General features: G+C 42.4%; 24 protein-coding genes. 9 read left to right on the top strand and 15 right to left on the bottom strand.

Features of this window, described 5'->3' with window-relative positions; translation table 11 throughout:
• Window positions 1–101: 101 nt before the first annotated feature.
• The gene (locus tag HC725_RS07700; RefSeq protein WP_190331243.1) at window positions 102–2,294 is read right to left on the bottom strand and encodes a malate synthase G; all 2,193 of its coding nucleotides are present in this window, start codon (window positions 2,292–2,294) and stop codon (window positions 102–104) included.
• Between the two features lie 191 nt (window positions 2,295–2,485).
• On the opposite strand from HC725_RS07700, the gene HC725_RS07695 reads away from it, so the two are divergent.
• Complete coding sequence (locus HC725_RS07695; RefSeq protein WP_190331242.1) at window positions 2,486–4,042, top strand: DUF3612 domain-containing protein; 1,557 nt, start codon at window positions 2,486–2,488, stop codon at window positions 4,040–4,042.
• A gap of 60 nt (window positions 4,043–4,102) precedes the next feature.
• On the opposite strand, the gene HC725_RS07690 is transcribed toward HC725_RS07695, so the two are convergent.
• Window positions 4,103–5,989, bottom strand: a complete 1,887-nt coding sequence (locus tag HC725_RS07690; RefSeq protein ID WP_190331241.1) for a PhoX family protein — start codon at window positions 5,987–5,989, stop codon at window positions 4,103–4,105.
• A gap of 185 nt (window positions 5,990–6,174) precedes the next feature.
• Entirely contained in the window at window positions 6,175–6,639 is a 465-nt protein-coding gene (asnC, locus tag HC725_RS07685; protein WP_190331240.1) for a transcriptional regulator AsnC, read from the bottom strand.
• Between the two features lie 155 nt (window positions 6,640–6,794).
• Here asnC and HC725_RS07680 point away from each other — a divergent pair, with 155 nt between their 5' ends.
• Both HC725_RS07680 and HC725_RS07675 read left to right on the top strand, forming a co-directional pair.
• A complete protein-coding gene (locus HC725_RS07680) occupies window positions 6,795–7,580 on the top strand; it encodes a class I SAM-dependent methyltransferase (protein WP_190331239.1) in 786 nt (261 codons plus the stop codon).
• Between the two features lie 106 nt (window positions 7,581–7,686).
• On the top strand, window positions 7,687–8,196 hold the full coding sequence (locus tag HC725_RS07675; protein WP_190331238.1) for an ATP-dependent zinc protease family protein: 510 nt from the start codon (window positions 7,687–7,689) through the stop codon (window positions 8,194–8,196).
• 94 nt (window positions 8,197–8,290) lie between these two features.
• On the opposite strand, the gene HC725_RS07670 is transcribed toward HC725_RS07675, so the two are convergent.
• On the bottom strand, window positions 8,291–8,881 hold the full coding sequence (locus HC725_RS07670; RefSeq protein ID WP_190331237.1) for a response regulator transcription factor: 591 nt from the start codon (window positions 8,879–8,881) through the stop codon (window positions 8,291–8,293).
• Between the two features lie 16 nt (window positions 8,882–8,897).
• A complete protein-coding gene (locus tag HC725_RS07665; RefSeq protein WP_238928458.1) occupies window positions 8,898–10,727 on the bottom strand; it encodes a sensor histidine kinase in 1,830 nt (609 codons plus the stop codon).
• Window positions 10,728–10,942: 215 nt separating this feature from the next.
• On the opposite strand from HC725_RS07665, the gene dsrO reads away from it, so the two are divergent.
• From dsrO to HC725_RS07650, 3 genes are read left to right on the top strand one after another with little or no spacing between them, the layout of a single operon-like run.
• A complete protein-coding gene (dsrO, locus tag HC725_RS07660; RefSeq protein ID WP_190331236.1) occupies window positions 10,943–11,746 on the top strand; it encodes a sulfate reduction electron transfer complex DsrMKJOP subunit DsrO in 804 nt (267 codons plus the stop codon).
• Entirely contained in the window at window positions 11,746–12,897 is a 1,152-nt protein-coding gene (gene nrfD, locus HC725_RS07655; RefSeq protein ID WP_190331235.1) for an NrfD/PsrC family molybdoenzyme membrane anchor subunit, read from the top strand. Before dsrO ends, nrfD begins: the two co-directional genes overlap by 1 nt.
• Window positions 12,890–15,976: a tetrathionate reductase subunit A gene (locus tag HC725_RS07650; protein WP_190331234.1), complete on the top strand. Its 3,087-nt coding sequence runs from the start codon at window positions 12,890–12,892 to the stop codon at window positions 15,974–15,976. Before nrfD ends, HC725_RS07650 begins: the two co-directional genes overlap by 8 nt.
• Before the next feature lie 73 nt (window positions 15,977–16,049).
• Here HC725_RS07650 and HC725_RS07645 read toward each other — a convergent pair whose 3' ends face one another.
• Together HC725_RS07645 and HC725_RS07640 are read right to left on the bottom strand one after the other, a co-directional pair.
• Window positions 16,050–16,913 (bottom strand): carboxylate/amino acid/amine transporter, encoded by an 864-nt coding sequence (locus tag HC725_RS07645; protein ID WP_190331233.1) that lies wholly within the window; start codon window positions 16,911–16,913, stop codon window positions 16,050–16,052.
• A gap of 99 nt (window positions 16,914–17,012) precedes the next feature.
• Entirely contained in the window at window positions 17,013–17,438 is a 426-nt protein-coding gene (locus HC725_RS07640) for a universal stress protein (RefSeq protein WP_190331232.1), read from the bottom strand.
• A 237-nt stretch (window positions 17,439–17,675) separates the two neighbouring features.
• On the opposite strand from HC725_RS07640, the gene ftnA reads away from it, so the two are divergent.
• The 3 genes from ftnA (at window position 17,676) to HC725_RS07625 (ending at window position 19,915) form a co-directional block, all read left to right on the top strand.
• Complete coding sequence (ftnA, locus tag HC725_RS07635; protein ID WP_190331231.1) at window positions 17,676–18,206, top strand: non-heme ferritin; 531 nt, start codon at window positions 17,676–17,678, stop codon at window positions 18,204–18,206.
• A gap of 76 nt (window positions 18,207–18,282) precedes the next feature.
• Window positions 18,283–18,606, top strand: a complete 324-nt coding sequence (gene uspB / locus HC725_RS07630) for a universal stress protein UspB (RefSeq protein ID WP_190331230.1) — start codon at window positions 18,283–18,285, stop codon at window positions 18,604–18,606.
• 82 nt (window positions 18,607–18,688) lie between these two features.
• Window positions 18,689–19,915, top strand: coding sequence for an NAD(P)/FAD-dependent oxidoreductase (locus tag HC725_RS07625; RefSeq protein WP_190331229.1), 1,227 nt, complete (start codon window positions 18,689–18,691; stop codon window positions 19,913–19,915).
• Window positions 19,916–20,043: 128 nt separating this feature from the next.
• Here HC725_RS07625 and HC725_RS07620 read toward each other — a convergent pair whose 3' ends face one another.
• The 8 genes from HC725_RS07620 to HC725_RS07585 all read right to left on the bottom strand — a co-directional run bounded on the left by HC725_RS07620 (window position 20,044) and on the right by HC725_RS07585 (window position 26,426).
• Window positions 20,044–20,562: a DUF3833 domain-containing protein gene (locus HC725_RS07620; RefSeq protein WP_190331228.1), complete on the bottom strand. Its 519-nt coding sequence runs from the start codon at window positions 20,560–20,562 to the stop codon at window positions 20,044–20,046.
• A gap of 63 nt (window positions 20,563–20,625) precedes the next feature.
• Window positions 20,626–21,225, bottom strand: coding sequence for a chalcone isomerase family protein (locus HC725_RS07615; RefSeq protein WP_190331227.1), 600 nt, complete (start codon window positions 21,223–21,225; stop codon window positions 20,626–20,628).
• 52 nt (window positions 21,226–21,277) lie between these two features.
• A complete protein-coding gene (locus HC725_RS07610) occupies window positions 21,278–21,790 on the bottom strand; it encodes a DUF2878 domain-containing protein (protein ID WP_190331226.1) in 513 nt (170 codons plus the stop codon).
• A complete protein-coding gene (locus tag HC725_RS07605; protein ID WP_190331225.1) occupies window positions 21,768–23,048 on the bottom strand; it encodes an SAM-dependent methyltransferase in 1,281 nt (426 codons plus the stop codon). The genes HC725_RS07610 and HC725_RS07605 overlap by 23 nt, the downstream gene beginning before the upstream one ends.
• A 30-nt stretch (window positions 23,049–23,078) precedes the next feature.
• Entirely contained in the window at window positions 23,079–23,903 is an 825-nt protein-coding gene (locus HC725_RS07600; RefSeq protein ID WP_190331224.1) for a DUF1365 domain-containing protein, read from the bottom strand.
• On the bottom strand, window positions 23,900–25,219 hold the full coding sequence (locus tag HC725_RS07595) for an NAD(P)/FAD-dependent oxidoreductase (protein ID WP_190331223.1): 1,320 nt from the start codon (window positions 25,217–25,219) through the stop codon (window positions 23,900–23,902). The genes HC725_RS07600 and HC725_RS07595 overlap by 4 nt, the downstream gene beginning before the upstream one ends.
• Window positions 25,219–25,926, bottom strand: a complete 708-nt coding sequence (locus HC725_RS07590) for an SDR family NAD(P)-dependent oxidoreductase (RefSeq protein WP_190331222.1) — start codon at window positions 25,924–25,926, stop codon at window positions 25,219–25,221. Before HC725_RS07590 ends, HC725_RS07595 begins: the two co-directional genes overlap by 1 nt.
• Window positions 25,923–26,426, bottom strand: a complete 504-nt coding sequence (locus tag HC725_RS07585; RefSeq protein WP_190331221.1) for a nuclear transport factor 2 family protein — start codon at window positions 26,424–26,426, stop codon at window positions 25,923–25,925. Before HC725_RS07585 ends, HC725_RS07590 begins: the two co-directional genes overlap by 4 nt.
• Window positions 26,427–26,438: the final 12 nt, after the last annotated feature.

The raw sequence follows: 26,438 nt of genomic DNA, 5'->3' as shown, positions 1-26,438 counted from the left end.
CCGTCATCCTGAATAGCGACGAAGGCGTGTGGTTCAGGATCTCCTTCCACTATTGAGCCTCTACGGTGTAGGAGATCTTGGATAACACGTGTCTCGTTTTCTTATTGATCCTTAGCCCAAGCTCGATATTGGTGTAACAAAGGTTCGGTATAGCCACTTGGCTGATGGCGACCTTGGAATATCAGCTCCCTTGCTGCTTGGAACGCTAAACTGTGTTCAGTGTGAGGCGACATCGCTTTATATCCTTCAGTACCTTGATTTTGGCTGTCTACCACTTGCGCCATTTTGTGCATGCTGTCCATAACTTGCTCTGGGCGGCAGATACCGTGTAATAACCAGTTGGCAATATGTTGGCTGGAAATACGTAGCGTGGCGCGATCTTCCATTAATTCAATATTGTTGATGTCTGGTACTTTTGAGCAACCAATCCCCAGCTCAACCCAGCGAACGACATAACCTAAAATGCCTTGAATATTGTTGTCTAACTCGGCTTCGACTTGCTGTTGAGTCAGCTCATTTTCAGCCAGTAATTCAAGCTGTAATAAATCCTCAATTGTTGCTGGTGGACGTTGGCTAATCGTTGGTTGTTGCTCAAATACATTGACTTGATGGTAATGAATAGCATGTAGAATCGCCGCGGTTGGTGATGGTACCCAAGCGGTATTAGCACCTGAAAGTGGATGGGCGATCTTGGCGCTCATCATGGCGTTCATTTCCTCTGGCATCGCCCACATGCCTTTGCCTATTTGCGCTTTACCTGCAAAACCACACGCTAAACCCACGTCAACATTGTTGTTTTCATAAGCTGAAATCCAAGCTTGATGCTTGATCTCAGCTTTTGGTTTGAATGCGCCCGCTTGCATGCTGGTATGAATTTCATCGCCAGTGCGATCTAAAAAACCAGTATTGATGAACACCACACGAGATTGCGCCGCGCGGATGCATTCTTTTAGATTAACGGTAGTGCGACGTTCTTCATCCATAATGCCCATTTTGATGGTGTTTGGTTCAAGTTCTAGCATGTTCTCTACACGTTCAAAGATTTCGTTACTGAATGCCACTTCTTCTGAGCCATGCATTTTGGGCTTCACAATATAAATGCTACCAGTGCGGCTATTGGCGACACGACACGCTTGAGGATTTTTGATTTCGATAGCTGCAATCAAGGAGGTGATCACGGCATCAATCAAGCCTTCTGGCATATTGTTGCCGTGTTGGTCTTGCGCTAAATCACTCGTCATTAAGTGACCGACGTTACGCACCATCAACAGTGAGCGGCCATGTAAGGTGTAGTCATCGCCATTTTTATGGGTGTAACTACGATCGCAATTAAGGCGGCGAATCTGGGTTTGATTGCCTTTGTTGATGGTCGCGGTTAGGTTGCCAGTAATTAAACCAAACCAATTACGGTACGCTTCAATTTTGTCTTCACTGTCTACCGCGGCTACCGAATCTTCAAAATCCATGATGGTAGAAAGTGCCGATTCCATTTGAATATCATCTAAACCAGCGATGTTATGCTGACCAATCGCTCCTTTGCGGTTAATGATCAGCTCAATATGCAGACCATTATTTTTTAAAACGATAGACGTGGGTTCCACATCCGGGTTACTGGAAGCCACAAACTGGCAAGGTTGGGCTAAACCAGATTGGCTTCCATCTGGAAATGTTGCTAAAAGGTGGTGAAAATAAACCGAATAGCTTTGAACGTCGTGATGTGAGCCTTCTTTTAATGGAAAGTTGTCATCCAAAAAAGTTTTAGCGAAAGCAATCACATGCTTACCACGAGCAGGATTGTATTTTTTGCCCACCTTTAAACCGTCAGATTGTGAAATCACATCTGAGCCGTAAGCTGCATCATATAAACTGCCCCAGCGAGCATTAGCCGCGTTTAAAACAAAGCGAGCATTTTTAATCGGAACCACCAATTGCGGCCCTGCCATGATCGACATTTCTTCATCTACATTGCTGGTGGTTATTTGGAAATCATCGCCTTGCTCAACCAAGTAACCAATGTCACGTAAAAATGCTTGGTATTGATCGGTATTTAATTGGCTAGGATTGGCTTGATGCCATTGATCAATTTGTTGTTGTAGCGTTTCACGCTGGGCTAAAAGCGCATTATTTTTTGGAGCAAGATCGGTTAACAGTTGGCTAAAATCTTGCCAAAACTGTGCTTGGTTTAACCCTGTTAGCGGCAACACTTCTTGATTGACGAATTGAACTAGGTCAGCGTTGATCTTGTGTGCCATCGACGGTGTGTTTTTGGTATTGATTGTCTGAGCTAAGTTCATAATATTTCCCTCGTGTTACCGGTTATAAATGTGGTTCTGATAGAGCAATTAGTGACGGCTGTCTTAAAACTGAACATCAAATGCGGTTTTCTTATCTTGTGACTAAAAGAATATCTATAAATTAACTAAAATTTCACAAAGGAAATTACACACTGTAAATTTTACAAAATAATCATAGGAAGTTCTCAAGGATGAAAACGGTACATTCACTCAATCGACAATCTCATTTTTTGGGAACAAAAGTCCGTAACCTGCGGAAACGTAACGGATTAACCTTGGAGGACTTATCCGCGCGTTGTGTCAAAGTGGATGCTGAAGATGCGCCATCTGTTTCTTATCTTTCGATGATCGAGCGCGGTAAAAGAGTGCCAAGTGAAGCGATGCTGGATGTGATTGCGCAAGTATTTCAAAAGCCATTAAGTTGGTTTTTAGACGATGCCAGTGAGGAACAAGAATTCGCACCAGAAAAAGGTACCCGTGGTGGTATCAATGGCATGGCACTTGAACCAAGCTTCCTGTTTTCTAATGATATTTTACAGATTGCCATTCCAGAAATGCTGTCTCAAACAGGAACGACAGGACATCAATTCGCCCATTTGCTTATTCGTGCTCACCAAGAACATCATCAAAACCATTTTCCAGATCTAGAAAAAGCGGCGGAAAAAATCGGTCAAAAACGTATGCCACTTTCCGTTGATGATTTACTGGAAATCTGTAAAGAGGTAGGCGTAAAAATTAAATGGTTTGATGAGCCGTCACAAGATGTAGTCGATAAAGCGGGCATTAAATCTAAGCATATTGTGCGCTCTTATGCTGAAGCTCCGAGTGTTATTCGTATTAATAAAGCCCTCAAAGCGACGCCAGAAAAGTTGAAGTATGATCTAGCGGTGCATATTGGCCATAAGGTATTGCATAACAGTGATGGTGAAAAAAACGTTATCGCGTCTGATAATCGTAATTTATCGACACTCAAACGAGATGATAAATCTCGAGATACGTTAAATTTAGATTCACAACATATCCTACAAGCGTGGCGAGATTTTGAATGTTCGTTTTTTGCGGGCGCGTTACTGTGCCCCAAAGTACCATTTCGTCAATTGCTTGACCGCCATGGCTATGAGATCAGCGTGAGTAAATTGATTGGTGTATCGGAATCGGTGGTGATGCGTCGTATGACCGCCGTGTCTTCGTATCCGCATTGGCATTATTTTGATGCATACAATCCCGGGAAATTAAAAGCGGTGTATCGCGGTAACGGTATTCCGCTGCCGTGGGGCAATATGCGAATGGTGGAAGATCCGTGCCAGCATTGGTCAGTATTTCGCATGATAGGCATTCCGGGAAATACGCCAGTCGCGCAAATTTCGGTGTTAAATCAAGATGGTGTGCCACACATTTATTGCTGTGAATCGGTCAAGGTGAAAGACATGGCGGGTAATTACCATGTGCTATGCAGCGGAATCGATTTAAATCCCGCTTTGGATGCACAAGGTGAAAATGCAGTAGAGATTGCCACTGCATTGCAAAAAGAATGTGTGCGCCGAGGCGGTCAAGCTGTAATACCACATGGTATTCGACAAAAGTTATTAACCGTGGCCAGAATTTTAAATATTAATTGGATTGAACGCGGAATTGAAAATGACGCCAGAGTGATTTGTGCTCGCGGTGGCATGTGCCCACGGGTACCAACCTGTTATACCGATAAAGCCGAAACTCGCAGCTCTGAACTGAAAGTATCGACTTTATAAGATTAAGTGATCACTATCGGAAACTCTGATATTGAGATCCCGACATGTGGGAAACGAGGCTTATGCCCCAATCACGCCACCATCTTCACGGGTAATTTTCATCACGGTTGAGCGCGGAATGCCGTTGAGAGCAGAGAAACTTCCCGTGGGGTGCTGCACGCCAATCAGCATGGTTTTATTATCTGGGCTAAAAGTGATTCCAGTGATTTCACAACCAGTTGGCCCAGTTAGAAATCGTTTGATCTCACCGGTATTAGGATCGCCACACAGCATTTGATTATTTCCCATGCCAGCAAAATCGCCTGAATTTGAATAATCACCATCAGTTTGGATCCATAGGCGACCAGCGTTATCAAACCCAATCCCATCAGGACTATTGAACATATTGTCTTTGTTTATATTCTGGCTACCCGAACGCGGATTTTTAACATCGTATTTATCCGGATTACCTGCCATCACATAAATATCCCAAGTGAATTCATTGGAGGCATGGTTACCATTTTTAGGTTCCCAACGAATGATATGACCATAAATATTGTTTTCGCGAGGGTTGGCTGCATTTAATGCTTGGTTCTCTTTTACGCCTCGGTTTTTATTGTTGGTTAATGTACAAAATACTTGATCGGATTTTGGATTAATCGCTACCCATTCAGGGCGATCCATTGTGGTTGCGCCGACTTGTGTCGCTGCTTGACGAGCAAAAATAACTACTTCAGCTTGATTATTAAAACCATTTTCAGGCGTTAAACCATTTTTGCCAAAGGTCAGCTCTAACCATTCGCCATTACCGTAAAGCTCACCATCTTGAGCGGAAAATTTGGCTACATACAATGTCCCTTCATCCAATAAATCACGATTGGCTTCTGGTTTACTTGCATTATATTTTGCTTTCGAAACGAATTTATATAAATGCTCACCACGTTCATCATCACCTAAATACACGACTATTTTGTCATCTTGGTTGATGGTTAAGGCGGCGTTTTCATGCTTAAAGCGCCCTAGAGCCGTGCGTTTTTTAGGTTTTGAATTTGGATTCATTGGATCGATTTCGACTACCCAGCCGTGACGGTGGTTTTCATTCGGCTCTTTTTGTATATCAAATCGCTCATCAAATTGATGCCAATTGAAGTCACCATCCCCTGATTTTATACCGTATCGAGCATCTTTCTCTGGCACTTTAATGTCGTCCTTACTGCCAAAGAAGCCATCAAAATTTTCTTCACAAGTTAGGTAGGTTCCCCAAGGTGTCGAACCATTAGCGCAGTTATTAAATGTGCCTAGCACTTGTGTACCGGTTGGATCAGCATTGGTTTTGAGGTGTTGATCGCCAGCGGCAGGCCCGGTGAGTTCCATTGGAGTGTAAGCGGTAATGCGGCGATTAAGACGACCGTCAACATTCACATTCCAGCCTTGCTGATCTTTATGAAGCTCAACAATAGAAACCCCAACCGCAGCTTGTGAACGGCGAACTTTTTCGGCGGTTAATGTTTTACCGTGATCATTAAATAAAGTGGTGTAATCTGTACTTTCATTATTTACCGCTAAAACGGCGCGCGATTGGCTGAGTGGCAAAAATGTCATGCCATCGTTATTGTCACCAAATTGGTTTTCTTGATCTGCGGCTGAGTTGGTTTGGGAAAAAAGAGCGGCTTTAGGCTTAATTGAATCACCCCAAGCGATAAGTGGTTGAGCGAGATAACCTTTTGGAACCACAACGGTATCTGAGGTTGAAGCTGCGATGGGATTAAAGCCAATAACGGTTGGATTGCTGTGTTTTTTTGTCATCGCATTGGCTAACGGTGACGTCGCAAAAAAGGCAATAGAACTTCCTGCTGCCGTTGTTTGTAAAAATCGACGTCGACTTAAGCTGTTATCGATAATTTTTGAAAAATCAGAAGGTGTAGATAAAAGGTTATTTGAATGCTCATCGTGCTCAATATGTGTCATAACAGCTTCCTTGGTCTATTTTTAGTTTGACCAAGAGGCTAAGGTTTCTATGTTAAATAAATATGACGATCTATTTACGGTAATATTTCATGTGAGATATACCCGTCTTACTTACCGCCTCACTGCAACTTTAATTACTTTGGGTATAAATGCTGAGAAGGCCACAATGAGCACTCCAAAATACGTTATGGATTTACGTTGCGATTAATGGGGTTTTGCAAAGAAATCAAGGTTTCAGTGGACTGAACTTCATCAATTGCTTGCAGCTTATCGATTAAAACATGCTGTAATTCTTCGATGTTTTTACACATCAGTTTGACGAAAATATTGTAAGCGCCGGTGGTGTAATAGGCTTCGACCACTTCATCTAAGGCATTCAGTTTCGCGATCGCAGAATGATAATCACGCGCCGCGTTTAAGTTAATCCCAATAAAACAGCACACATCATAGCCGAGTTTTTTCTCATTAATGACCACTTCGGTACGCTCAATAATATTAGCGGCGCGCATTTTTTCTACCCGAACATGTACGGTGGCAGGGCTAACATTAAACATTTTAGCCATTTCGGCGTATGGGGTACGAGCATCGGCCATCAAAGTTTTGAGGATATCTCGATCAAGTTGGTCGAGTTTAGGTACGTTATTTTGCATGCTGTCTTCCTGATCCTGAATAGAATATAATTTAACATACATTGACCGCTATCCCACGTTATCCATACTATTTCCTTTGTGGGTTGCTTATCTTTAGCCTTTTTCGCGGTTATGTTGATTTTCCTATTATTTATCTATTATAGAGGTTGCCGATTGTGCAGTTGAACTTATGTTGTGAAGCGCCAGAAAGAATAGCGGAACTTCAAGAACTTGCCCAACGTTGGCAACTGACGCACCAAGCTGACTCCGTATTTTCCCTTGTTTTAACTTCTGAGAGATTAGAGCTGCGTAAATTAGATGAGCCCAAATTAGGGGCGATTTATGTTGATCTGGCGGGCGGAGCGGTGGCGCATCGACGTAAATTCGGTGGCGGAAAAGGTCAAGCAATAGCCAAAGCTGCAGGATTAAATAAAGGCGGTAGACCAACGGTTTTAGATGGTACCGCTGGGTTGGGACGAGATGCCTTTGTATTGGCCTCATTGGGTTGTAAAGTGCAGATGGTTGAGCGCAATCCAGTGGTGGCTGCATTGTTAGATGATGGATTAGCGAGAGCCAAACAAGATCCTGAAATCGGCGGTTGGGTGAGTGAGCGAATGAGCTTGTTGCATGCTTCTAGTCATGATGCTTTGACGCAATTAACACAGCAAGCTGACTTTGTGATGCCAGATGTCGTTTACCTTGATCCAATGTATCCGCACCCTGAAAACAAAAAAAAATCGGCATTAGTCAAAAAAGAGATGCGTGTTTTTCAGTCTTTAGTTGGTGCGGATAATGATGCGGATGCGTTGCTTAAACCTGCATTAGCGCTCGCTACTAAGCGAGTGGTGGTGAAACGCCCTGACTATGCGAATTGGCTAGATAATCAAAAACCGAGCATGGCGATTGAAACCAAAAAGAATCGTTTTGATGTCTATGTCCTAAACGCCATGACAGAGAAATAGAACGCGCATAACGAACACTTGACCTAAACTTCACAAATATATTGAAATTTATTCGTTATTAGATGGTCTTATCTACTTGAATGGCAAATTAAAAAAAGAGAGCAGTATGAAATCTACAACCCTATTACTATCATTAGCGTTATTGCTACCTGCGACTACATTTGCAGCAACGTCAACTTCGGATTCGGCTTGTTCTGAATTGAGCAATAAGATCATCGTCGGATCAAAAGAATGGCTGACGGTCATGAATACCGATCAAAGAACCATTGCTAAAATAGATACGGGTGCAACGACCTCTTCAATTAATGCGCTTGATATTAAAGACTTTGAAAAAGACGGCAAAGATATGGTGTCATTTAAACTTAAATCAAAAGATAAAGTCAGTGATACGATTACGTTACCAGTGAAACGTTGGGTTAAAATCAAGCAGTCTTCGACCACCAAGCTGTCTCGTCGCCCAATTGTGGAACTTGAAATTAAACTAGGTGATAAAACCTACACCACACCGTTTAACCTTGTCGATCGTGACCATATGGTTAGCGATATATTACTTGGTCGCTCATTCCTAAATCCGATCGCTTTAGTCGATGTTGAGCAAAAATACATTTATAAATAAGCGTTGTTATAAATAACGATTAAAGCTTGAATGAACAGTTTGAGGTGCTGACGGCGTATCGCCATTGGTGCCTTAAACTATTAACAAGATAGCTTCATAGGGTTAATTTTGAGTATTGCATGACCAATTCAGCAATGCTTTTAGTGGCAAACTTCTTCATTAAACTAGAACGATGTACTTCTACTGTTCTGACCGCAATACACAAATCATCAGCGATTTGTTGATTCTTCATACCTTTCACGATTAACGCTAAAATTTCTTTTTCTCTCTCGGTTAATGATGCAAATGCCAATTGGATGGTGCTGGTTGCCTGTGCTTGGCGTGAATATTCACATGCTTTATCAATTGCCTGAGCGAGTTTTAATCCATCGACTGGTTTTTGCAGGAAATCCACCGCGCCTTGTTGCAGAGCTTCAACTGCCATCGGTACATCGCCATGTCCGGTTAAATACACCACACCTAATGGGCTGTATTGTTTGATCAATTGTTGATGGACTTGTTGGCCGCGCATTAATGGCATGCGGCTATCCAGTACGACGCATCCCGCTTTGTCTAATTGAGCATGATTGAGAAAATCGGATCCGTTAGAAAAACACGTCACTGAGTAATCTAATTCTTGTAATAAAAAAGCCAATGAATCGAGTACGGAATCATCGTCATCGACCAAATAAATAGGAAGCATCATTATAGTTATTTATTCCTTAATACAATGGGGTGTTAGATGGTTGAGTGAGAGAACTATAGGGCAGTTGAATACGAGCTTCACAACCATGAGGCTGAATCGATTGTAAGGTAAAATGGCCGCGATGATGCTCAATAATGTCATGGCAAATCGATAAACCAAGTCCTAATCCTTCCTCTTTAGTAGTCACAAATGCAGCCTGCAAATGTTCAATTGGATGACTTAGCCCTGCGCCATTATCGGTAATAATAATATGGGCTTCATTAGCAAGATACTCGACAACAATCTTAATGTGATTATCCAGTGGATCACCGTGACTTAAACAAGAATCCGTAGCATTGTTGAGTAGATTAATCAGCACTTGTTGTATCCCGACAGGATCAAGATGAACGTCACGAGCACGACCAATAATTTGAGTGTGAATATTCACATGTTTAAGGCTTAAATCGTGTCTCAGCAGGGCAATGGTGTCATCTATGATCGCTTGAATATTGAAATCTCTGGTGGCAATTGGTCTTTTGGTAATTAAGTTGCGTAAGCGCTGCACTATCGCATCGACTCGCACCACTTGTTGCTCAATTTTTTCCATGATCGGAGTGAGATCTTCCGCTTTGGCGCCCTTAGATATTTTAATTATTGCCCCTTGATTGTAATTACGGATCGCGGCCAAAGGCTGGTTGATTTCATGCGCTAGGTTGCTACCCAACCCACCGACAATGGCAACTCGTTGTGCATGTTCCAGCATTTGGCTTTTCTGTTTTAAGTCGTAGTTGGCTAAGTTCAACAATTTTTGATTACGATTAAAGCGGTATTCCAACCAAAAGTGATAACCGCTGAGTGCTAAAAATAATATTAATGCCACCCATGCCCATTGTTGATTTTGCTTTAACCACAGTAATGCTTGTTGCCACCAAGGGGTTTGTAACGGATGAATATTGAGATCTTGGTATAACTTATTAATGCGCAGTGGACTAATTGGGGAGGCCCAGCCTTTTGATTGGGCGGCGGTAGCTGCGATGCTGTCGGCAGGCAGGCTGAGTAACGCTTTAGCAACATTGGTGGCAAGACCTTCACTCGCTTTACTTGTTTTGGCAAATGACCAATTGGGATAAAGCGGCGTAGAGACTGAGCAAGGAAAGCCTGGGGGCGGGTTATTATTAATGACGCGAAATTTTTCAGCATCAATTAATCCGTCCTTGGCCATATTCTCAAGTAAACAGGCAGGCGTAATTGCCACATCGGCGCGATTATCACGCAGTTGATAGATCATGGCGTCCAATGGGAATCCAATATAATCAATGTGCTGAAAGAAATTTTGTGGGTCTTGTTGTTGTGACTTTAGGTATTGCTTTAAAGTCAGAAAGCCGCCAAAGGCATCGGGTGAAACTGCAACGGCGTGCGAGTGTTGTAAATCGTTCAAACTTACAAAAGGACTATTCACTCTTACCACTAAAGCACTGCCTAACGCCTGATTAGTACCATGTGGCCAAGGGCTGTTTAACGTGGCGATCCAAGACAGTGGGAATTGCTGGCCAAGCATGACAGATTGTCCGGGATTGGTGATCGCAAATTCAACGGTGTCTTCACGTACCGCTTGTTCTAGTTGCTCTAAATTACTTGGCAATAGCTCAAACTGATATTGAGGAAGTTGGATATTGAGCCAATCAATCGTGGGCTGCCAACGTTGTATTGCGTCAACATTGCCGCGTGGCGCTAAAACTGCAACCTTGATGGTAGGTGTTTGAGGTTGCTGCGCATAAGCGTTCAGGCTCAACAATGGGCTTAAAAATGAAATAAGCAGCAGACAGAATAAGCATCTTATTTTTCGAACATGGATGAGATGCGTCAAATTGTATCCTTTATGCCAAATTATATGATGAGTAAAAGAGATTCCCTCCTCTATACCTAAAACAGCGTCCGTTTTAAATAAGCCGAGTACTTTTATTCTAGCTTAATTTGTTCTAGATCAAGTGACGTTGGCTTATGTGGAAAACCACAGTAGAGCAAAAATTATCCATTAGAGAGAATACCTCTTAATAGCTAGTACCACCAAGGTAGATTCTAATGGATAAAACGAAACGTCGATTTTTTAGTGGCATAGGTGCGATCACCGCAGGCGCTGCCATCATTCCCGTGACCAGTGTCGCTGCAACACCGATTATTCGCAATAACCAAGAACCTGATCGCCAAGGTATGAAAGGTAAGCGTTATGCGATGGTGGTTGATTTGCGTAAATGCATTGGCTGCCAAGCGTGTACCGTGGGTTGTAGTATTGAAAACCAAGCGCCAATCGGCCAGTTCCGTACCACGGTGAAGCAATATGAAGTCACCTTAAATGATGGTTCAACCGCGAGCAGACAAACCAAAATGTTTACTTTGCCGCGTCTTTGCAATCATTGCGAAAATCCACCTTGTGTTGCTGTCTGTCCTGTTCAAGCCACTTTCCAGCGTGAAGATGGCATTGTGATGGTGGACAATAAACGTTGTGTTGCCTGTGCTTATTGTGTGCAAGCTTGCCCTTATGATGCTCGTTTTATCAATGAAGAAACCCTCACCGCCGATAAATGTACCTTTTGTGCTCATCGTTTAGAGCAAGGTTTACTGCCAGCTTGCGTCGAAACTTGTGTGGGTGGCGCTCGCGTGATTGGCGATATAAAAGATCCAAACAGCGAAGCCAGTCGTTTATTGGCTGAGCATAAAGATGAAATCAAAGTATTGAAGCCCGAAGAAGGCACCAATCCGCATGTGTTTTACATTGGTTTAGCGGCAGAGTTTACGTCTCATATTGGCAGTGGAAATGTTGACGCTAGGGCCGCGATTTACGATCCAGCTGAAACCAATAACCGTCCAGTTGGAGGAGATGCATAATGAGCATTACTGAAGTGTTAGTTCCCATGCAAGATGTCGCTTGGCTACCGTGGGCGGTGCAATATTTTTTCTATATTGGTAGTGCTTATGCGGCGGCAATTTTATTTTTGATAAGTTTGGTTCTGCGAGATAAAACCAGTCATCAATTGCGCGCTTCATTTGCTTTATGCTTGGGAATTTGCGCCATTGTTGGTCCATTAGCTTTAACCGCTGATTTACACCAACCCGGCCGAGCATGGCATTTCTTTATTCATCTAACGTCTTGGTCTTGGATGTCTCGTGGAGCGGTATTATTACCATTATTCTCAATGCTGTCCGTTGCGGCTGCGTGGTTGTACTTACGTCCAGATATTGCCCAGCTAGAAAAAAGCGAGCATAAAATTGTACGTTTATGCTCAATGTTAACGCTAGGAAAATGGCAAATATCTAATCGGTTAATGACGACGGTGGCGGCTATCACCGTGCTTTCTGGTTTGTCGATTGCGCTTTATACCGGCATGGAGATTTCGGTGGTGGCGTCTCGCCCAATGTGGCATCAACCTGCTTCGCCGATAATTTGGTTTGTCACGGCTTTCTTTGGCGCGATTGGATTTAGTCTGTTCATTTTAAGTTTCTTATCGAGTAATCAAGCAGCACAAACGTTAACCTCAACCGATGTCAGTTTACTAAAACGTAGCGTAGTGATCTGTTCGGTATTATCTCTGATTTTATTACCTATTTGGGTATCCAATGGTGCGTATATGGATTTACTTCATTACGGACAATGGTTCGCCAATTTATTGCTGATGATGGGCGCTTTTGCCGCGTGCTTGGTGATGTCGTTATGGCTTCTACGTGGCAGTCAATTTAAGCGCATCAGTTTGTGGGCTGCGAGCGCGTTAACCATTTCAACGTGTTGGTCGATTCGTTGGATGACCATGATAGAAGTGCAAACATTGCCAAAATTTGATGTTGGTCCTTATCCATATGATGTTCCGTGGGGATCTCCGGGGATTTTAGGTGTGGTTGGAATGGCAGGATTATGGCTATTACTGGCGATGATATTAACGGAGCTCGTGTCAGCCAAAGGAAATCAGCCTCAATTGATCAAAGCAGATTTAGTAAAAACAGCATCAAGCTCATCACAACCAGTAAGAGGTCATCATGGATAATAAACGTCGCAAGTTTTTAAAATCTGGTCTTGCTGTTGGTGGTGGTGTGGCGTTTTCTGCCGGTTATGCTTCTACCGCTAAACACACTGCGGAAGGTATTTTGGAGGGTACATCGGGCGAAAAAACCAAACATGCGCATTTTGGTAATTCATTAGAGCCAGAATACTGCGTCAAAAATGGCAATTTGATCGCCAATGAGAAACAACGAGTTGCGCCTTCAATGTGCTTTGGTTGCTACAGTTTATGCGGCGTGCGCGTGCGCATTGATAACGAAACGGACAATATTTTGCGTATTGCGGGTAATCCGTATCATCCGCTTTCTAGTGAACAAAAAATTCCATTCGAAATGCCAGTTAAAGAGGCGTATTTGTCGCTTACGGGTGAAGCTGGCATTGATGGCCGTTCTACTGCTTGTGCACGAGGCAATGCCATGATGGACGTACAAAACAGCCCATATCGCGTGACTCAACCGTTAAAGCGTGTGGGAAAACGTGGCGAAGGAAAGTGGCAGCCAATCAGCTTTGAGCAGCTGGTTAAAGAAGTGGTGGAAGGCGGTGATTTATTTGGTGAAGGTCATGTCGATGGCTTACAAACGATTCGCGATCTGAAAACGCCATTGGATGCGAATAATCCAGAATATGGCCCATTAGCCAATCAATTATTGGTGACTAATGCGACCAATGAAGGGCGTGATGATATTCTAAAGCGCTTTGCTTTTAATAGCTTTGGCACGCGAAATTTTGCCAATCATGGTTCATATTGTGGCTATGTGTTCCGCGCAGCATCGGGTGCTTTCTTGCATGATTTGGATAAGTTTTTAAATCTAAAGCCCGATTATGAACATGTGGAATTTGCTTTATTTATCGGTACCGCGCCAGCGCAATCAGGTAATCCATTTAAGCGCCAAGCTCGTCAATTGGCCAAAGCTCGTACTCGTGATAATTTTGATTATGCGGTGGTGACACCAGTTTTGCCAATGACATCAAGCCTCGCGGCAGGTCATAATAACCAATGGGTATCCATTAAACCTGCCAGTGATTCGGCATTAGTTTTTGCCATGATGCAATGGATGTTTACCCATGATCGTTACAACAAAGATTATTTAGCTCAGCCAAGTGCCGAAGCAATGACTGCAGCCGGTAATGCGCATTGGTGTAATGCTACGCATTTGGTGATCACCGAAGCTGGCCACAAGCGTCAAGGTTCGATGTTACGAGCTTCCGATATTGGTTTGCCTTTTAAGGGCGAAGCACATTCAGACAGCGATCCTTATGTCGTGATTGATGAAGCATCTGGCGAATTGGCAGTCAACACTCAAGCTAAGCCTGCGCGTTTATTGGTGGAACAAAGTGCTGAAACCAAACACGGCACGTTGCAAGTGGCGTCTTCTTTACAAAAATTAAAACACAGCGCGTTTGAACATAGCATGCAAGAGTGGAGCGAGTTGTGTGAAGTGCCAGTGGAGAAAATCATTGAGTTAGCGGATAAATTCACTAGCCATGGTCATAAAGCAGTGGTGGATACCCACGGTGGCAACATGCACACCAATGGTTTCTATAATGGCTACAGTATTTTAATGCTCAACGCTATGGTGGGAAACATTAACAAAAAAGGCGGCATGATGGCCAAAGCAGGCGGTTGGCCAACCTCTGGCGCGGGACCTCGTTATGATTTCACCAAATTTAAAGGCAAAGTAGCGCCGACAGGGGTGTTTTTATCGCGTAGTAAATTCCCGTATGAGAAAACCACTGAATACAAAAACAAAGTAGCGGCAGGAAAATCACCTTATCCAACGCGCGCACCTTGGTATCCGATTTCTGCGCCATTATTAACCGAGCATTTAACCGCTGCGATTGATGGTTATCCGTATCGTTTAAAAGCGTGGATCAATCACATGGGCAACCCGCTATACGGCATTCCTGGTTTGGTAACCTTGCTTAAAGATAAGCTAAGCGATCCAAAACAATTGCCTTTGATTGTGTCAGTCGATGCGTTTATTAATGAAACTAGCGCCATTTCTGATTACATCGTGCCCGATACCGTGACATACGAAAGTTGGGGCATGGCAGGTCCGTGGCATGATGTTCCAACTAAAGCAGTCACGGCTCGTTGGCCGGTCGTCACGCCACGTACTGAGAAAACCCAAGATGGTCGTTCAGTCTGTTTAGAAACCTTCTTGATCGATGTAGCTAAAGCGATGAATCTAGGCGGTTTTGGTGATAACGCGATTCAAGATGTACAAGGTAATTGGCATGGCATTCACTCTGCTGCCGATTACTATCTGCGTAGCGCGGTGAACTTAGCCTATATTGCTGGTGGCGCGCCGAAAGCGTCTGCGGAAGATATTCACTTTTCTGGACTTGAGCGCTTATTGCCTGAAATGCAAAGAGTTCTAAATGCAGAAGAGTTTGCCAAGGTGGCCTTTATTTATGCGCGTGGTGGTCGTTTTGAAAATTTATCAGAAGCCTATAAAGGCGATTTGATGAAGTATCAATGGCAAAAACCAGCAGCAATTTGGAACGAAAAACTAGGCACATCGCGTAATACCATGACTGGCGAATTGTATTCTGGTTGCCCGGCTTGGTTCCCACAGAAATTGGCCGATGGCACGCCGATGGATAAGCAATTTCCAAAATCAGAATGGCCATTTACGTTAACCAACTTTAAGTCGAATGTGCACAGCGCAGTATCAAACTTATCGCCACGTTTGAATTCAGTTAAAGGAGTGAATCCGGTTTATATTCATCCACTTGATGCCAAAAATGCTGGCGTTGAAACGGGTGATGTATTTACGGTTGAAACACCAACCCGATCACTGGAAGCGATTGCAATGATTGTCGATGGTATCCGCCAAGGTACATTGGGTTTTGAGCATGGGTTTGGTCATACTGAATTGGGTGAGCGAGCACATTGGATTGGTGATAAGCAGCAACCCGTGAAAATGAAAACCAGCGATGGCGTCAATATCAATGATATCGGCATTATCGATCCTACGCGTGAAGGCAAAGGTGTATTACTCGATTGGGTGGTGGGCTCCGCTGCAAGGCAAGCAATGCCAGCTAAGATTAGATTGAGTTAAGGTTAAGCAAGCGGATAGAAATAAAATGGGCAACCAAGTTGGTTGCCCATTTTTCTATTTTGATGAAGGGTGTTTATTGGGCGACTTTCTTTTTGACCCAGGTTTCATTGACCCAAAGTGAAAGTAAGATCACTGCGCCACCTAATGCTAGGCGAGTGAAGTCGACATCGCGGTTCCAAATCAAAATATTGACCACTAGTCCAGCAGGTACTAATGCATTATTCATGACCGCGAGCGCGCCTGCATTCACCATACACGCCCCTTTATTCCATAAGAAATAGCCTAGACCAGAAGCAATCAATCCTAGATAGATCAAAATCCCCCATTGCAGATTGGTGGTTGGAAGTTTGTCGGTATGCCCCAGCAATAAGAACGCAATGGTGGCGACAATAAACGCCCCAATATAAAAGTAGCCAAAAATAACGCGTTGTGGCAATTGGACTTTTTCTTTTTCCATCACATATTTATAGCCGACTTGCCCAATCGCAAAACATAAATTCGATGCTTGAACCACCAAAAAACCAATCAAAAAGTTGTCGTTAACGCCTGAAAATTTAATGATGGCTGCGCCGAAAACGGCAATGGCAGCGGTGACTAAATACCAAGGCGAAAATTGACCTTTGAGTAAGTCATAAATTAAGGTGACATAAAGAGGAGTAAATACGGTGAATAACAACACTTCAGGAACGGAAAGTAACAGAAAAGATTGATAATAGAAGCAATACATTAGGCCAAGTTGCAGACCACCAATTGTCATGAGTTTTCCGATTAAAGCGCGAGGTATCCCTTTGAATTTTAAGAAAGGTAAAAAAAGCGCACCCGCGAGTGCGATACGAATCCAAACTGAAAACCAAGCATCCACTTGACCGGAAAGATAGACACCGATCAAGCTAAATGAAAACGCCCACAACAAGGTGACCGCAGAAAGATAAAACATGACGAATTCCTGTAAACCAAAAATAATCCGCCAAGTTTACCTTGATCTAAAATAAAATCAGCTTAATCTTCGTTTCTTTTATCTTGGAGTTCAGATTATTTAGTCTTCTAGAGGTACGATCAGCATATCGACCGGAGAGTCATTGATCATTTGGCGAGACGTTGAAAGTAGTTTGCTCCAGAAATCTTTGTGATGTCCACACACGACTAAATCAATATTAATCTGCTTAATAGCATTGCGAATTTCATTACACAAGTCGCCGCTAGAAACAATAATTTCACTGACAGGGTAGTCAAGTGCTTGCACTAAGGTGTGTATTTTTGCTTGAGCGGCTTCCAGCATCGCATTCTGCGTTTCAGCAAAATTGATTTCCATAAAGCCGGTGTACATATCGGTGAAATTCACATCAATATGAACTAGAGAGAGTTTTGCATTTAAAGCGCAAGCAAGCTCAGCGGCTTTTTTAGCTAAAACTTCACTGTCTTCCGATAAATCCACTGCAACTAAAATATGTTTATATGTCATATCAATCTCCAATACATATGATTTTATAAGTTTAGGTCTAAACTCATAGTACGCCTCAAATTTTAAAAAAAATAGATGCAGTGTCACAACCATTGCTTAGATATTTTTATTATCCTAGAGAGTTAGAATCCTGATTTTTCAATAGGTAAGTAAAAATATTGGATTTGTCACAGCGAGGTTTGAGCAACATGATATAGTGGTGCAGAACGTCAATATTCGTTAACGTAGGAGTTTCTTATGCTGTCAAAAGCGATGATCGATAATTTAAATGATCAAATAAATCTGGAGTTTTTCTCATCCAATCTATACTTACAAATGAGTGCTTGGTGTGAAGACAAGGGCTTTGAAGGTGCTGCGGTATTTTTACGTAAGCATGCAGTAGAAGAAATGGAACATATGCAACGTCTGTTTACTTATGTCAGTGAAACCGGTGGTTTACCGATTTTAGGTGCAATTGATGCACCTAAGCATGAGTTTAAAAGTCTCGGTGAAGTGTTTCGTGAAACCTACGAACATGAGCAGATGATTACTGAACGTATTAACAAGTTAGCCCATATGTCTTTTACTTGCCAAGACTACTCAACCTTTAATTTTTTACAGTGGTATGTTGCTGAGCAGCATGAAGAAGAAAAATTATTCAAAGGTATTTTAGACAAGCTAGAATTAGTTGGTGAAGATGGAAAAGCGCTCTTCTTTATTGATAAAGATTTAGCAGAGTTAGCTAAACAAGGCTCATCTTCTGTGATGGCAAGTTCAACTACCGTTTAGTTTCGGTATCGAATTTTAAGATAAGGACTGATCGTCTTTTTCTTCCTCCATTACAAGAAGATGTTTGGAGGGAAAGATGATCAGTGCTGATACTTTACTTATTGCGTTTACGCTCGTAACCGCTATCAATCTTGTGCGATATCTCACCGCACTTCGTTCACTCATTTTTATTATGCGAGAAGCGCACCCACTGCTGTATCAGCAAGTCGACGGGCGAGGTTTCTTTCACACCAACGGCAACGTTTCTAAGCAGGTGCGTTTATTTCATTATTTAAAAAGCCGTGATTATTTACATCACCACGAACCCATTTTCATTGCTAAGTGCACCAAAGTTCGTGACTTGTTCATGTTATCGGTTGGTTTACTCGGGTTGACGCTATTAATGGCTTTCATCGCTTAGTTGATATTACCCATATACTTTGTCTCGCATCATTTAAGGATGTGCTAAAATCGCGCATCTTTTTTGTGTGGTAGATAAAGTTATGAGTAATCATTTTGAGGTTGTGATCATTGGTGCTGGTGCGGCTGGGTTAATGTGCGCTGCTGAAGCGGGAAAACGTGGTCGAAAAACCTTAGTGATTGATCATGCTAAAAAGCCGGGACGTAAAATTTTAATTTCTGGTGGTGGTCGCTGTAATTTTACCAATTATGATGTTAGCGCCAATAACTTTGTTTGCCAAAATCCACACTTTGTAAAATCAGCCTTATCACAATATACCCATTGGGACTTCATTAGCTTAGTGTCTAAATACGGTATTGAATTTGAAGAACGCGATCATGGGCAACTGTTTTGTTTGTCGGCCAATGAAAGCGATAAGAATCCAGCTAAAAACATCGTTAGTATGCTACTTAAAGAATGTGATTTCCCCCATGTATCGCAATGGTATCGTTGCGATATTCAAGAGATAAAAAAAACAGAGACGGGATTTTCATTCCACTCTATTTCGAGTAATAAAGAACAAACAGGCGAAATAACGTGTGAGTCTTTGGTGATCGCAACCGGTGGTCTTTCAATGCCAAAATTGGGCGCAACCCCGTTTGGTTATCAAGTGGCGGAGCAGTTTGGTTTACCAATCGTGTCAACCGGTGCTGGCTTAGTGCCTTTTACCTTGCACAAGGAAGATAAAGAAGCGTTTGCGGAGTTGTCTGGCATTGCCGTTCCTGCTGAAATTACCGCGCAAGATGGTACGCTGTTTAAAGAAGCCTTATTGTTTACGCATCGTGGTTTATCGGGCCCATCGGTGCTGCAAATTTCTTCCTTTTGGCGAGCGGGTCAAACGGTTACTATCAATCTCGTTCCTAATGATGATGTGTTTGAATTACTGACACAATCACGAGAAAAACATCCTAATCAAAGCCTTAAAAACACCTTATCTAAAATATTACCAAAACGTTTAATTGAAGTATTTATTGACCGAAAATTGTTAAGTGACAAACCACTTAAACAGTTTACGCCTAAAGAGATCCAAGTCGTGGTTACTCAATTAGAGCAATGGCAAGTACTACCGAATGGCACGGAAGGTTATCGCACCGCAGAAGTCACTTTAGGTGGTGTGGATACCAATAATTTATCCTCTAAAACCATGCAATGCAAAGACATCCAAGGCTTGTATTTTATTGGTGAAGTGATGGATGTAAGCGGCTGGCTGGGAGGTTACAATTTCCAATGGGCTTGGAGTAGCGGTTTTGCAGCTGGGCAATGGGTTTAGGCATTAAATCATTCCTTTTATTACGAATATTAGGTTTCCAAGCTACATGACTGAGCGTGGTTAGATTTTATTTCAATGTTATGGAATCATATATAAAAGCTTCCAATTGCCTATAGAGATAAATTACCCTAAATTTTCTCAATATAAAGAATCAAGCTGCCAACACGGATGCCGAACTTGGTCATTTCGGTTTTATTGAATAGACGCTTTTCATCCATTAAGTACATCCAATCATCAAGGGTGAGTTGATAGGTTGTGCCTTTCGATTCTATATCCATGTCATATTTCCAATATAGTGCGGAACCATTAGTCGAGCCTTTGGCTGTGCCGATGACATCACTGGCGTGACCTTGATATTGGTTATCGGAGCGTTTTTCTAAGTACCAGATTCGAGTCGATTTCTCGCCATCATCAAATTCAAACCATTCATGTAGTTCACCTTTGTTGCCATTCCATTTACCGACTAAATCGACTTTAAAGCGGCGAGTTACGTTACCAGAACGATCGAGTACCATGCCATAAGCTTTTAATTTGCCATCAAAAAACTGTTCAAGCTTGAGCTCGGGCGTGGTGTTGGCGTATTGCTCTAATGCCGTTGGGCTGCATCCGCTTAGTAAAATAGAGAATAATAAAATGATGATTTTCATGGTGAATCCTTTTCCATATTGAAGTTAGCCAACAATGTTTGACTCAATCCAAACTGAGCCTAGTTAATCTTTATCAACACCTAATAATTGCTTACGTAATTTAGGTTCTGAGGTGTTTTTAGACAGCCAAATATCTAAGAAAGCATCGCCAAAATAAGGGTCGTTGATAGTGCCTATCAAATGGTTAGCAAGATAAAACTGGCTTGTTCTCTGGGGTGTGATGAATAAAGTGAGCTGATCGCCCGATTTTACATTGGGCCAAATAGCACTTAATTCATCAAGCCAAGCAGAGGTTTGTGTCGGTGGTAAACCTAAGTGTTGCCACTGATCTTGGGTTGCTTTAAGTAAGTCATTTTTAGAGATGGATTTGAGATAGGTTAACCGTAGTGCGGTTGTATTGTGCGATGAATTAAGGTGCGATGGCTTATTTTTTAAGGACTGGCTTTGCAAAGACTGGTCGTTTGATGATTGGTTATTAGAAGATTGATTACTTGAACCTTGGGCATTCTGTGGACTGCGAAACAATTCAGCATGGTATAAATCCCAAAAGAGATATTGCATGTTGCCTTCGCCAAGCTTGTTGAGTTTGTCGATATTAAAAGGTGCGGCGGTTGCAGCCGAGACCGAGAAGCTGAATAAGAATAATAACCAAGCTTTACTCATAATGACTCCAATCGTTGGTGGTTTTAAATGGCTTATTTTTCATATGCCTTTTTTATATGCCTTTTTTTATATGAATGGCGAGCGGATTGAGTTTGCGGTAGATCATTGCTAGAAGTGGTAATAACACCGCCCAAGATAGAGACAGAAGCATGATCAATACTGGGTAAGACCAAGTGGTTTGCATGGCACCTGCTTTTATTCCAGCTAAGTAACTTGCCGTTCCAGAAATTGCGCCCAACAAGGATATTAACCATAACGATTGGCTAACCAGCCAATGCAAACTGTGATTAAGGCTTATCAGCAGCATTGCCCACAACAATCCAAGCCACAAAGGAAAACCACCTGAGTGAGTTGAAAACGTACCCAGCGCAATATGTAAGCTGTCGATAGCAACCGCGGGTATCAGTAATGCCAGTACTTTTACATCGGCTAATTTTTGGGGTGAAAAACAAAAATGCATAATTAATATCGCAGTGATCCAATAAGCGGCCTCGGCGGTATAAAAGGCTGCGCAAAACCAACTTAATTGGAACAAGGCAAAATTAATAATCCAAAATTGACGCATTATCTGGGCTTAAATAACGGGGTTTTCTTGCCATGATGTGATGCGTACTGATCACTCGTTCCATAAACGCGCCTTCGCAATAGCATAAATAAAACTGCCATAAACGTTTGAAATCTTCTGTATAGCCTAATGATTTTAGCTCCGACCAATTTTTATCAAAGGCTTGATGCCAATCATTCAACGTTCTGGCGTAGTGCAAACCAATATCTTGGATTTCATCGATCACCATATCGGTGCTGTTGGCGATATGCTTACTCATTTCGGCAATCGACGGTAAGCAGCCACCAGGGAAAATATATTTTTGGATAAAGTCGATATTCTGGCGATATTGATCGTAACGACTGTCGGCAATGGTGATCGATTGCAGTAACATTTTTCCGCTGGGTTTCAGCAGTTGAGAGCATTGGGTAAAGAAGGTGGATAAATATTCATGTCCGACTGCTTCAATCATTTCAATTGATACCAATTTATCGTATTGACCTTCAAGTAAGCGATAATCGTTTTTCAACAAGGTGATGTTATCTTCTAATCCGAGTTGCTTCACTTGTTGCTGGGCATAGTCAAACTGAGCATCAGAAATGGTGGTAGTGGTGACATGACAACCGATATGTTGCGCCATATAAATCGCAAGCCCGCCCCAGCCTGTACCAATTTCAATCACGCGATCGCTGGGTTGCAGCTCAAGCCTTTGACAAATAAGGTGCATTTTATTTTGTTGAGCGGAGGCCAAACTCGTCGCATCTTGGCTGTAGATAGCCGATGAATACAGCATCGAAGGATCAAGAAAACGTTGATACAACTCATTACCAATATCGTAATGCGCAAGAATATTACGTTTAGATCCGGTTTCACTATTTAAGTTTTGACGCTTTAGCCACCAGTTTTTAATTGAGCTTATCCAGCGAGTTTTGCTTTCAATTTTATCGAGTTGAGGTTGATTACGCGCCATGACTTGAATGAGAGCCGTCAAGTTTGGGCTGCTCCATTTTCCTTCTAGATAGGCTTCGGCGGCGCCAATACTGCCTTTAAAGATCATATCTTTAAAAAAGCTACTATCATGGACAGTAATTTGCGCTTTCAGTGGGGCTGAATCGTAACCAAAAACACGGTGATGTTTACCTTCAACTATTGTAATTTGGCTATCATTTAAATGAGTTAATATGGCAAAAATCACATCGCGATATTTGTTTTTTGTATTGGATGATACCGCGGATTTTTCTGTATCGAGCGTGTTGTCTTGTTTGGCTAACTGTTCCATATCAACCTCATTTTGAATTTATTTTTGTTTTTATTTCGTATCTGGATGACCAACAAACGGTACTTTCTTGATAAACAGTTTTAATGCTTGCCAGTAAATGCCCGCGACAACTTTCAGTGTCATTGTCGGTGTACTAGCAACCGTTTTAAGCAATTGGCCCGCCGTAAATGGTTGTTTCTTTAATGCCAGTGTTGCATCGAATATTTTGCTTTGGTTATTTTGTTGTCGTTCATTATCTTGCTTATGGTTTTCAATATGAATCAAGGTGTGGCTGTCTGGCGCGGCGACTTTCCAGTGATAATTCATATTTAAGGTCATAAACGGTGACACATGAAATGCCTTTTTGGTTATCGTTGGTTCATTTGGGTTAACCAAATAATAATGGCGTTCTCTCCAAGGCGTATTGCTCACCTCAGCTAACATCCATTGGCATTGGTCTTGTTGGTCATAGCAAAAATAGAAATTCACTGGACTAAAATACAATCCCAAGCAACGGCATTGTGCCAACATCATTACTCTATTTTCACTGTTCCAATTACCGCCTAACGATTGCACTTTTAAATCAATACGTTGTTTGAGCGAGACCGGATCATGTTGACGTCCATTTTTTTTCAGCTCATCTGTTTTTTTGTTATCTTGGTTTATATAATCGTCTTCACAAAATCGGATCGGATTAAACCAACTCTCCCCAAACAACCAGCTTTTTTGCGTGAGTTGGGGAAGCTCATCAAGATCAATGCCCATCATATAAAGCGCGTAATTAAATTGATGAGGAATATCACCAAAGCGGCGATGACGAACATTGCCCGCATAAATGCCGCTATTGTGGGTGAGTTGATTGGAGTGCGTGATCATAGTGACACGCCAAAATGCTGAGTCACATCGAGTGCGCTGCGCACGCCATCTTCATGAAAGCCGCTATACCAATAAGCACCGACAAAATGAGTACGATTTTTTCCTGAAATCAATGTGCGTTGTTTTTGCGCCGCGACACTGGTGCTATTGAGTACCGGATGATGATAAACAAATTTTTGGATGACTTTACTGGCATCAATGCTGTCGGTTTGGTTTAAGGTGACACAAAAGGTCGAGGCGCTTTCAATCCCTTGTAAAATGTTCATGTTGTAGGTGACGCAAGCAGGGCGAGAGGCTGAGTCGGTGCTGGTATCACTATTGTTGACCGCCTTATCACCAAGTAAATAGTTCCAGCTTGCCCATGCCAATTTTCGTTTTGGCAGCAACGAAGTATCGGTGTGTAAAACCACTTCATTGCGGCTATAAGGAATGTTACCCAGCACTGCGCTTTCATCTTCAGTAGCATCAGCTAATAATGCGAGTGCTTGATCTGAATGGCAGGCGAAAATCACCTCATCAAAGGTTAAGGTTTGCTCTGAGCCATTGGGTGTTTTCGAAGCTAATTGAATCGAAACATGGCCGTGATGTCGTGTGACGGATTGAATATCACTTTGGGTTAGAATCGGTTTATTTAAGCGAGACAATATCGCATCAACATAAGATCTCGAACCACCGGAAACCACATGCCATTGAGGTCGATCGCTGATATTGAGTAGCCCATGATGGTAAAAAAACTGAATGAAAAATTTAAGTTCGAACGCTTTCATCTCGTTTAAGCTGGTGGACCAAATTGCCGCTCCCATGGGTAAAATATAATGTTCGGCAAAAAAAGCAGAGAAGCCATTGGCGTGTAAAAAATCGCCCAGCGTTAAGGCATCATCAATTTCTTGACGGTGGAACAGCGATTTACACATCTTATTAAATTTGATGATTTCTAAGATCAAACGCCAAAAACGAGGACGAAAAATATTACGACGCTGCGCAAATAATGAGTTAATTCCATGCCCATTGTATTCAAACCCAGTAGCGCAGTTATGTACGCTAAAGCTCATTTCAGTATCGCGCTTTTTAACCCCAAGTTTGTCTAATAACTTGTTGAAGTTAGGATAAGTACGATCATTAAAGACGATGAATCCGGTGTCAATTGAATGGGGTTGACCGTTGTGAGTAATATCAACAGTGGCAGTATGCCCGCCCACATAGTCATTTTTTTCAAACACAGTCACATCGAACTTCTCGCCAGAGCGATAATTATCGAGTAAATAAGCGCAAGTTAAACCAGAGATCCCAGAACCCACGATGGCAATTTTTTTCATTACGTCATCCTTACTGCTAAATAACGCCAAATAAAATCGGGAAGAAAGCGAAATACTTTCATCATCAATACGAAAGCAAAAGGCACATTAATTTCGGTCTTTCCTTTGTGAATGCCTTGGATGATTTGTTGCGCTGCCGATTGACTGGTGATCATCATGGGCATGGCGAAATTATTACGCTCGGTTAGTGGTGTATCAATAAATCCCGGCTGCACGACTGACACAGAAATATGGTGAGGCTTGAGGGTTAAAGATAAAGTTTTGGCCAAATAGGTGAGCGCTGCTTTTGATGCGCCATAACCTTCAGCCCTTGGTAGTGGCAGTAAGCCAGCACTAGAGCTAACGAGCACTAGTCGTCCACCTTTGTTCATGTTTTTGAGCCAGGCTTGCAAGCAATAACCGATAGAAATTAAATTAAGATTGATTGTTTGCTCAAAGGCTTGGGCATCAAAATGAAGCGGATCGTTGATGTAGAGACAATCTCCGGCATTTAAGATCAACAAATCAATCTGCTGAGCTAAAATCGGATAATGGTGATAGTCGGTTAAATCAAAGCACAAAGTCTCGATTGTAGGATATTCAGCGACGAGCGTTTGTAATTTGTCTGCATTTCGGCCACAAGCGATTACATCATGCCCTTGCTTGGCGTAGCGGATTGTTAATGCTTTGCCTATGCCAGATGTTGCTCCGGTGATCATGATTTTCATAGCTTACCTGCCCTATTTTTTATCGCGGTAATCACGCGTCCCAGCAAAGGAATGTGCTCATAGACCATTGCGCCCACATCAAGATAATCACGGTGATAGGCAACCATGCCTTCTCGTTGTTTTAAGTGAGAGTGACCAACAACCTCAATCGGTTGCTTACCATTGAGGTTTTTATGGGTGTAAGTCATGGTCCAATAAATGGACGCTTCGTTTTCAGACTCTATTACATGGTTGATAACAAATTGGCAGCTTGCGACATTGGTATACATATTTTGAAAGTAGGCGACTAAAGCGGACACACCATTTAAATGATGTAAGGGATCGATAAATTCAACATCAGCGTGGTAGACGTGCAAGAGAGACGTAAAATCTTGCGGCTCGGTTTGCTGAGCGTTATTTTTGGGAGATCCATTTTTTGGCTCGCCTAGGTTTTCATACATAGTGATGAAGTTTTGTAGCCATGGCGCTCGGGTAGCGTGTAAGTCTGATCCGTCAGTCATTTAATGTATCCT

It is taken from the genome of Vibrio sp. S17_S38, assembly GCF_014694375.1.
In the GTDB taxonomy this organism is placed as follows: Bacteria; Pseudomonadota; Gammaproteobacteria; order Enterobacterales; family Vibrionaceae; genus Vibrio.
This window is presented reverse-complemented; position numbering and strand designations above follow the sequence as displayed.

What these genes read in the sequence shown, in the direction of transcription:
- ftnA (WP_190331231.1), top strand. Translation starts at nt 17,676, where the DNA reads ATGCTGTCAAAAGCGATGATCGATAATTTAAATGATCAAATAAATCTG.
- HC725_RS07585 (WP_190331221.1), bottom strand. Translation starts at nt 26,426, where the DNA reads ATGACTGACGGATCAGACTTACACGCTACCCGAGCGCCATGGCTACAA.
- HC725_RS07595 (WP_190331223.1), bottom strand. Translation starts at nt 25,219, where the DNA reads ATGAAAAAAATTGCCATCGTGGGTTCTGGGATCTCTGGTTTAACTTGC.
- HC725_RS07690 (WP_190331241.1), bottom strand. Translation starts at nt 5,989, where the DNA reads ATGACACATATTGAGCACGATGAGCATTCAAATAACCTTTTATCTACA.
- HC725_RS07650 (WP_190331234.1), top strand. Translation starts at nt 12,890, where the DNA reads ATGGATAATAAACGTCGCAAGTTTTTAAAATCTGGTCTTGCTGTTGGT.
- HC725_RS07590 (WP_190331222.1), bottom strand. Translation starts at nt 25,926, where the DNA reads ATGAAAATCATGATCACCGGAGCAACATCTGGCATAGGCAAAGCATTA.
- HC725_RS07610 (WP_190331226.1), bottom strand. Translation starts at nt 21,790, where the DNA reads ATGCGTCAATTTTGGATTATTAATTTTGCCTTGTTCCAATTAAGTTGG.
- HC725_RS07620 (WP_190331228.1), bottom strand. Translation starts at nt 20,562, where the DNA reads ATGAAAATCATCATTTTATTATTCTCTATTTTACTAAGCGGATGCAGC.
- nrfD (WP_190331235.1), top strand. Translation starts at nt 11,746, where the DNA reads ATGAGCATTACTGAAGTGTTAGTTCCCATGCAAGATGTCGCTTGGCTA.
- HC725_RS07640 (WP_190331232.1), bottom strand. Translation starts at nt 17,438, where the DNA reads ATGACATATAAACATATTTTAGTTGCAGTGGATTTATCGGAAGACAGT.
- HC725_RS07605 (WP_190331225.1), bottom strand. Translation starts at nt 23,048, where the DNA reads ATGGAACAGTTAGCCAAACAAGACAACACGCTCGATACAGAAAAATCC.
- HC725_RS07625 (WP_190331229.1), top strand. Translation starts at nt 18,689, where the DNA reads ATGAGTAATCATTTTGAGGTTGTGATCATTGGTGCTGGTGCGGCTGGG.
- asnC (WP_190331240.1), bottom strand. Translation starts at nt 6,639, where the DNA reads ATGCAAAATAACGTACCTAAACTCGACCAACTTGATCGAGATATCCTC.
- HC725_RS07600 (WP_190331224.1), bottom strand. Translation starts at nt 23,903, where the DNA reads ATGATCACGCACTCCAATCAACTCACCCACAATAGCGGCATTTATGCG.
- HC725_RS07645 (WP_190331233.1), bottom strand. Translation starts at nt 16,913, where the DNA reads ATGTTTTATCTTTCTGCGGTCACCTTGTTGTGGGCGTTTTCATTTAGC.
- HC725_RS07700 (WP_190331243.1), bottom strand. Translation starts at nt 2,294, where the DNA reads ATGAACTTAGCTCAGACAATCAATACCAAAAACACACCGTCGATGGCA.
- HC725_RS07615 (WP_190331227.1), bottom strand. Translation starts at nt 21,225, where the DNA reads ATGAGTAAAGCTTGGTTATTATTCTTATTCAGCTTCTCGGTCTCGGCT.
- HC725_RS07695 (WP_190331242.1), top strand. Translation starts at nt 2,486, where the DNA reads ATGAAAACGGTACATTCACTCAATCGACAATCTCATTTTTTGGGAACA.
- dsrO (WP_190331236.1), top strand. Translation starts at nt 10,943, where the DNA reads ATGGATAAAACGAAACGTCGATTTTTTAGTGGCATAGGTGCGATCACC.
- HC725_RS07675 (WP_190331238.1), top strand. Translation starts at nt 7,687, where the DNA reads ATGAAATCTACAACCCTATTACTATCATTAGCGTTATTGCTACCTGCG.
- HC725_RS07670 (WP_190331237.1), bottom strand. Translation starts at nt 8,881, where the DNA reads ATGATGCTTCCTATTTATTTGGTCGATGACGATGATTCCGTACTCGAT.
- uspB (WP_190331230.1), top strand. Translation starts at nt 18,283, where the DNA reads ATGATCAGTGCTGATACTTTACTTATTGCGTTTACGCTCGTAACCGCT.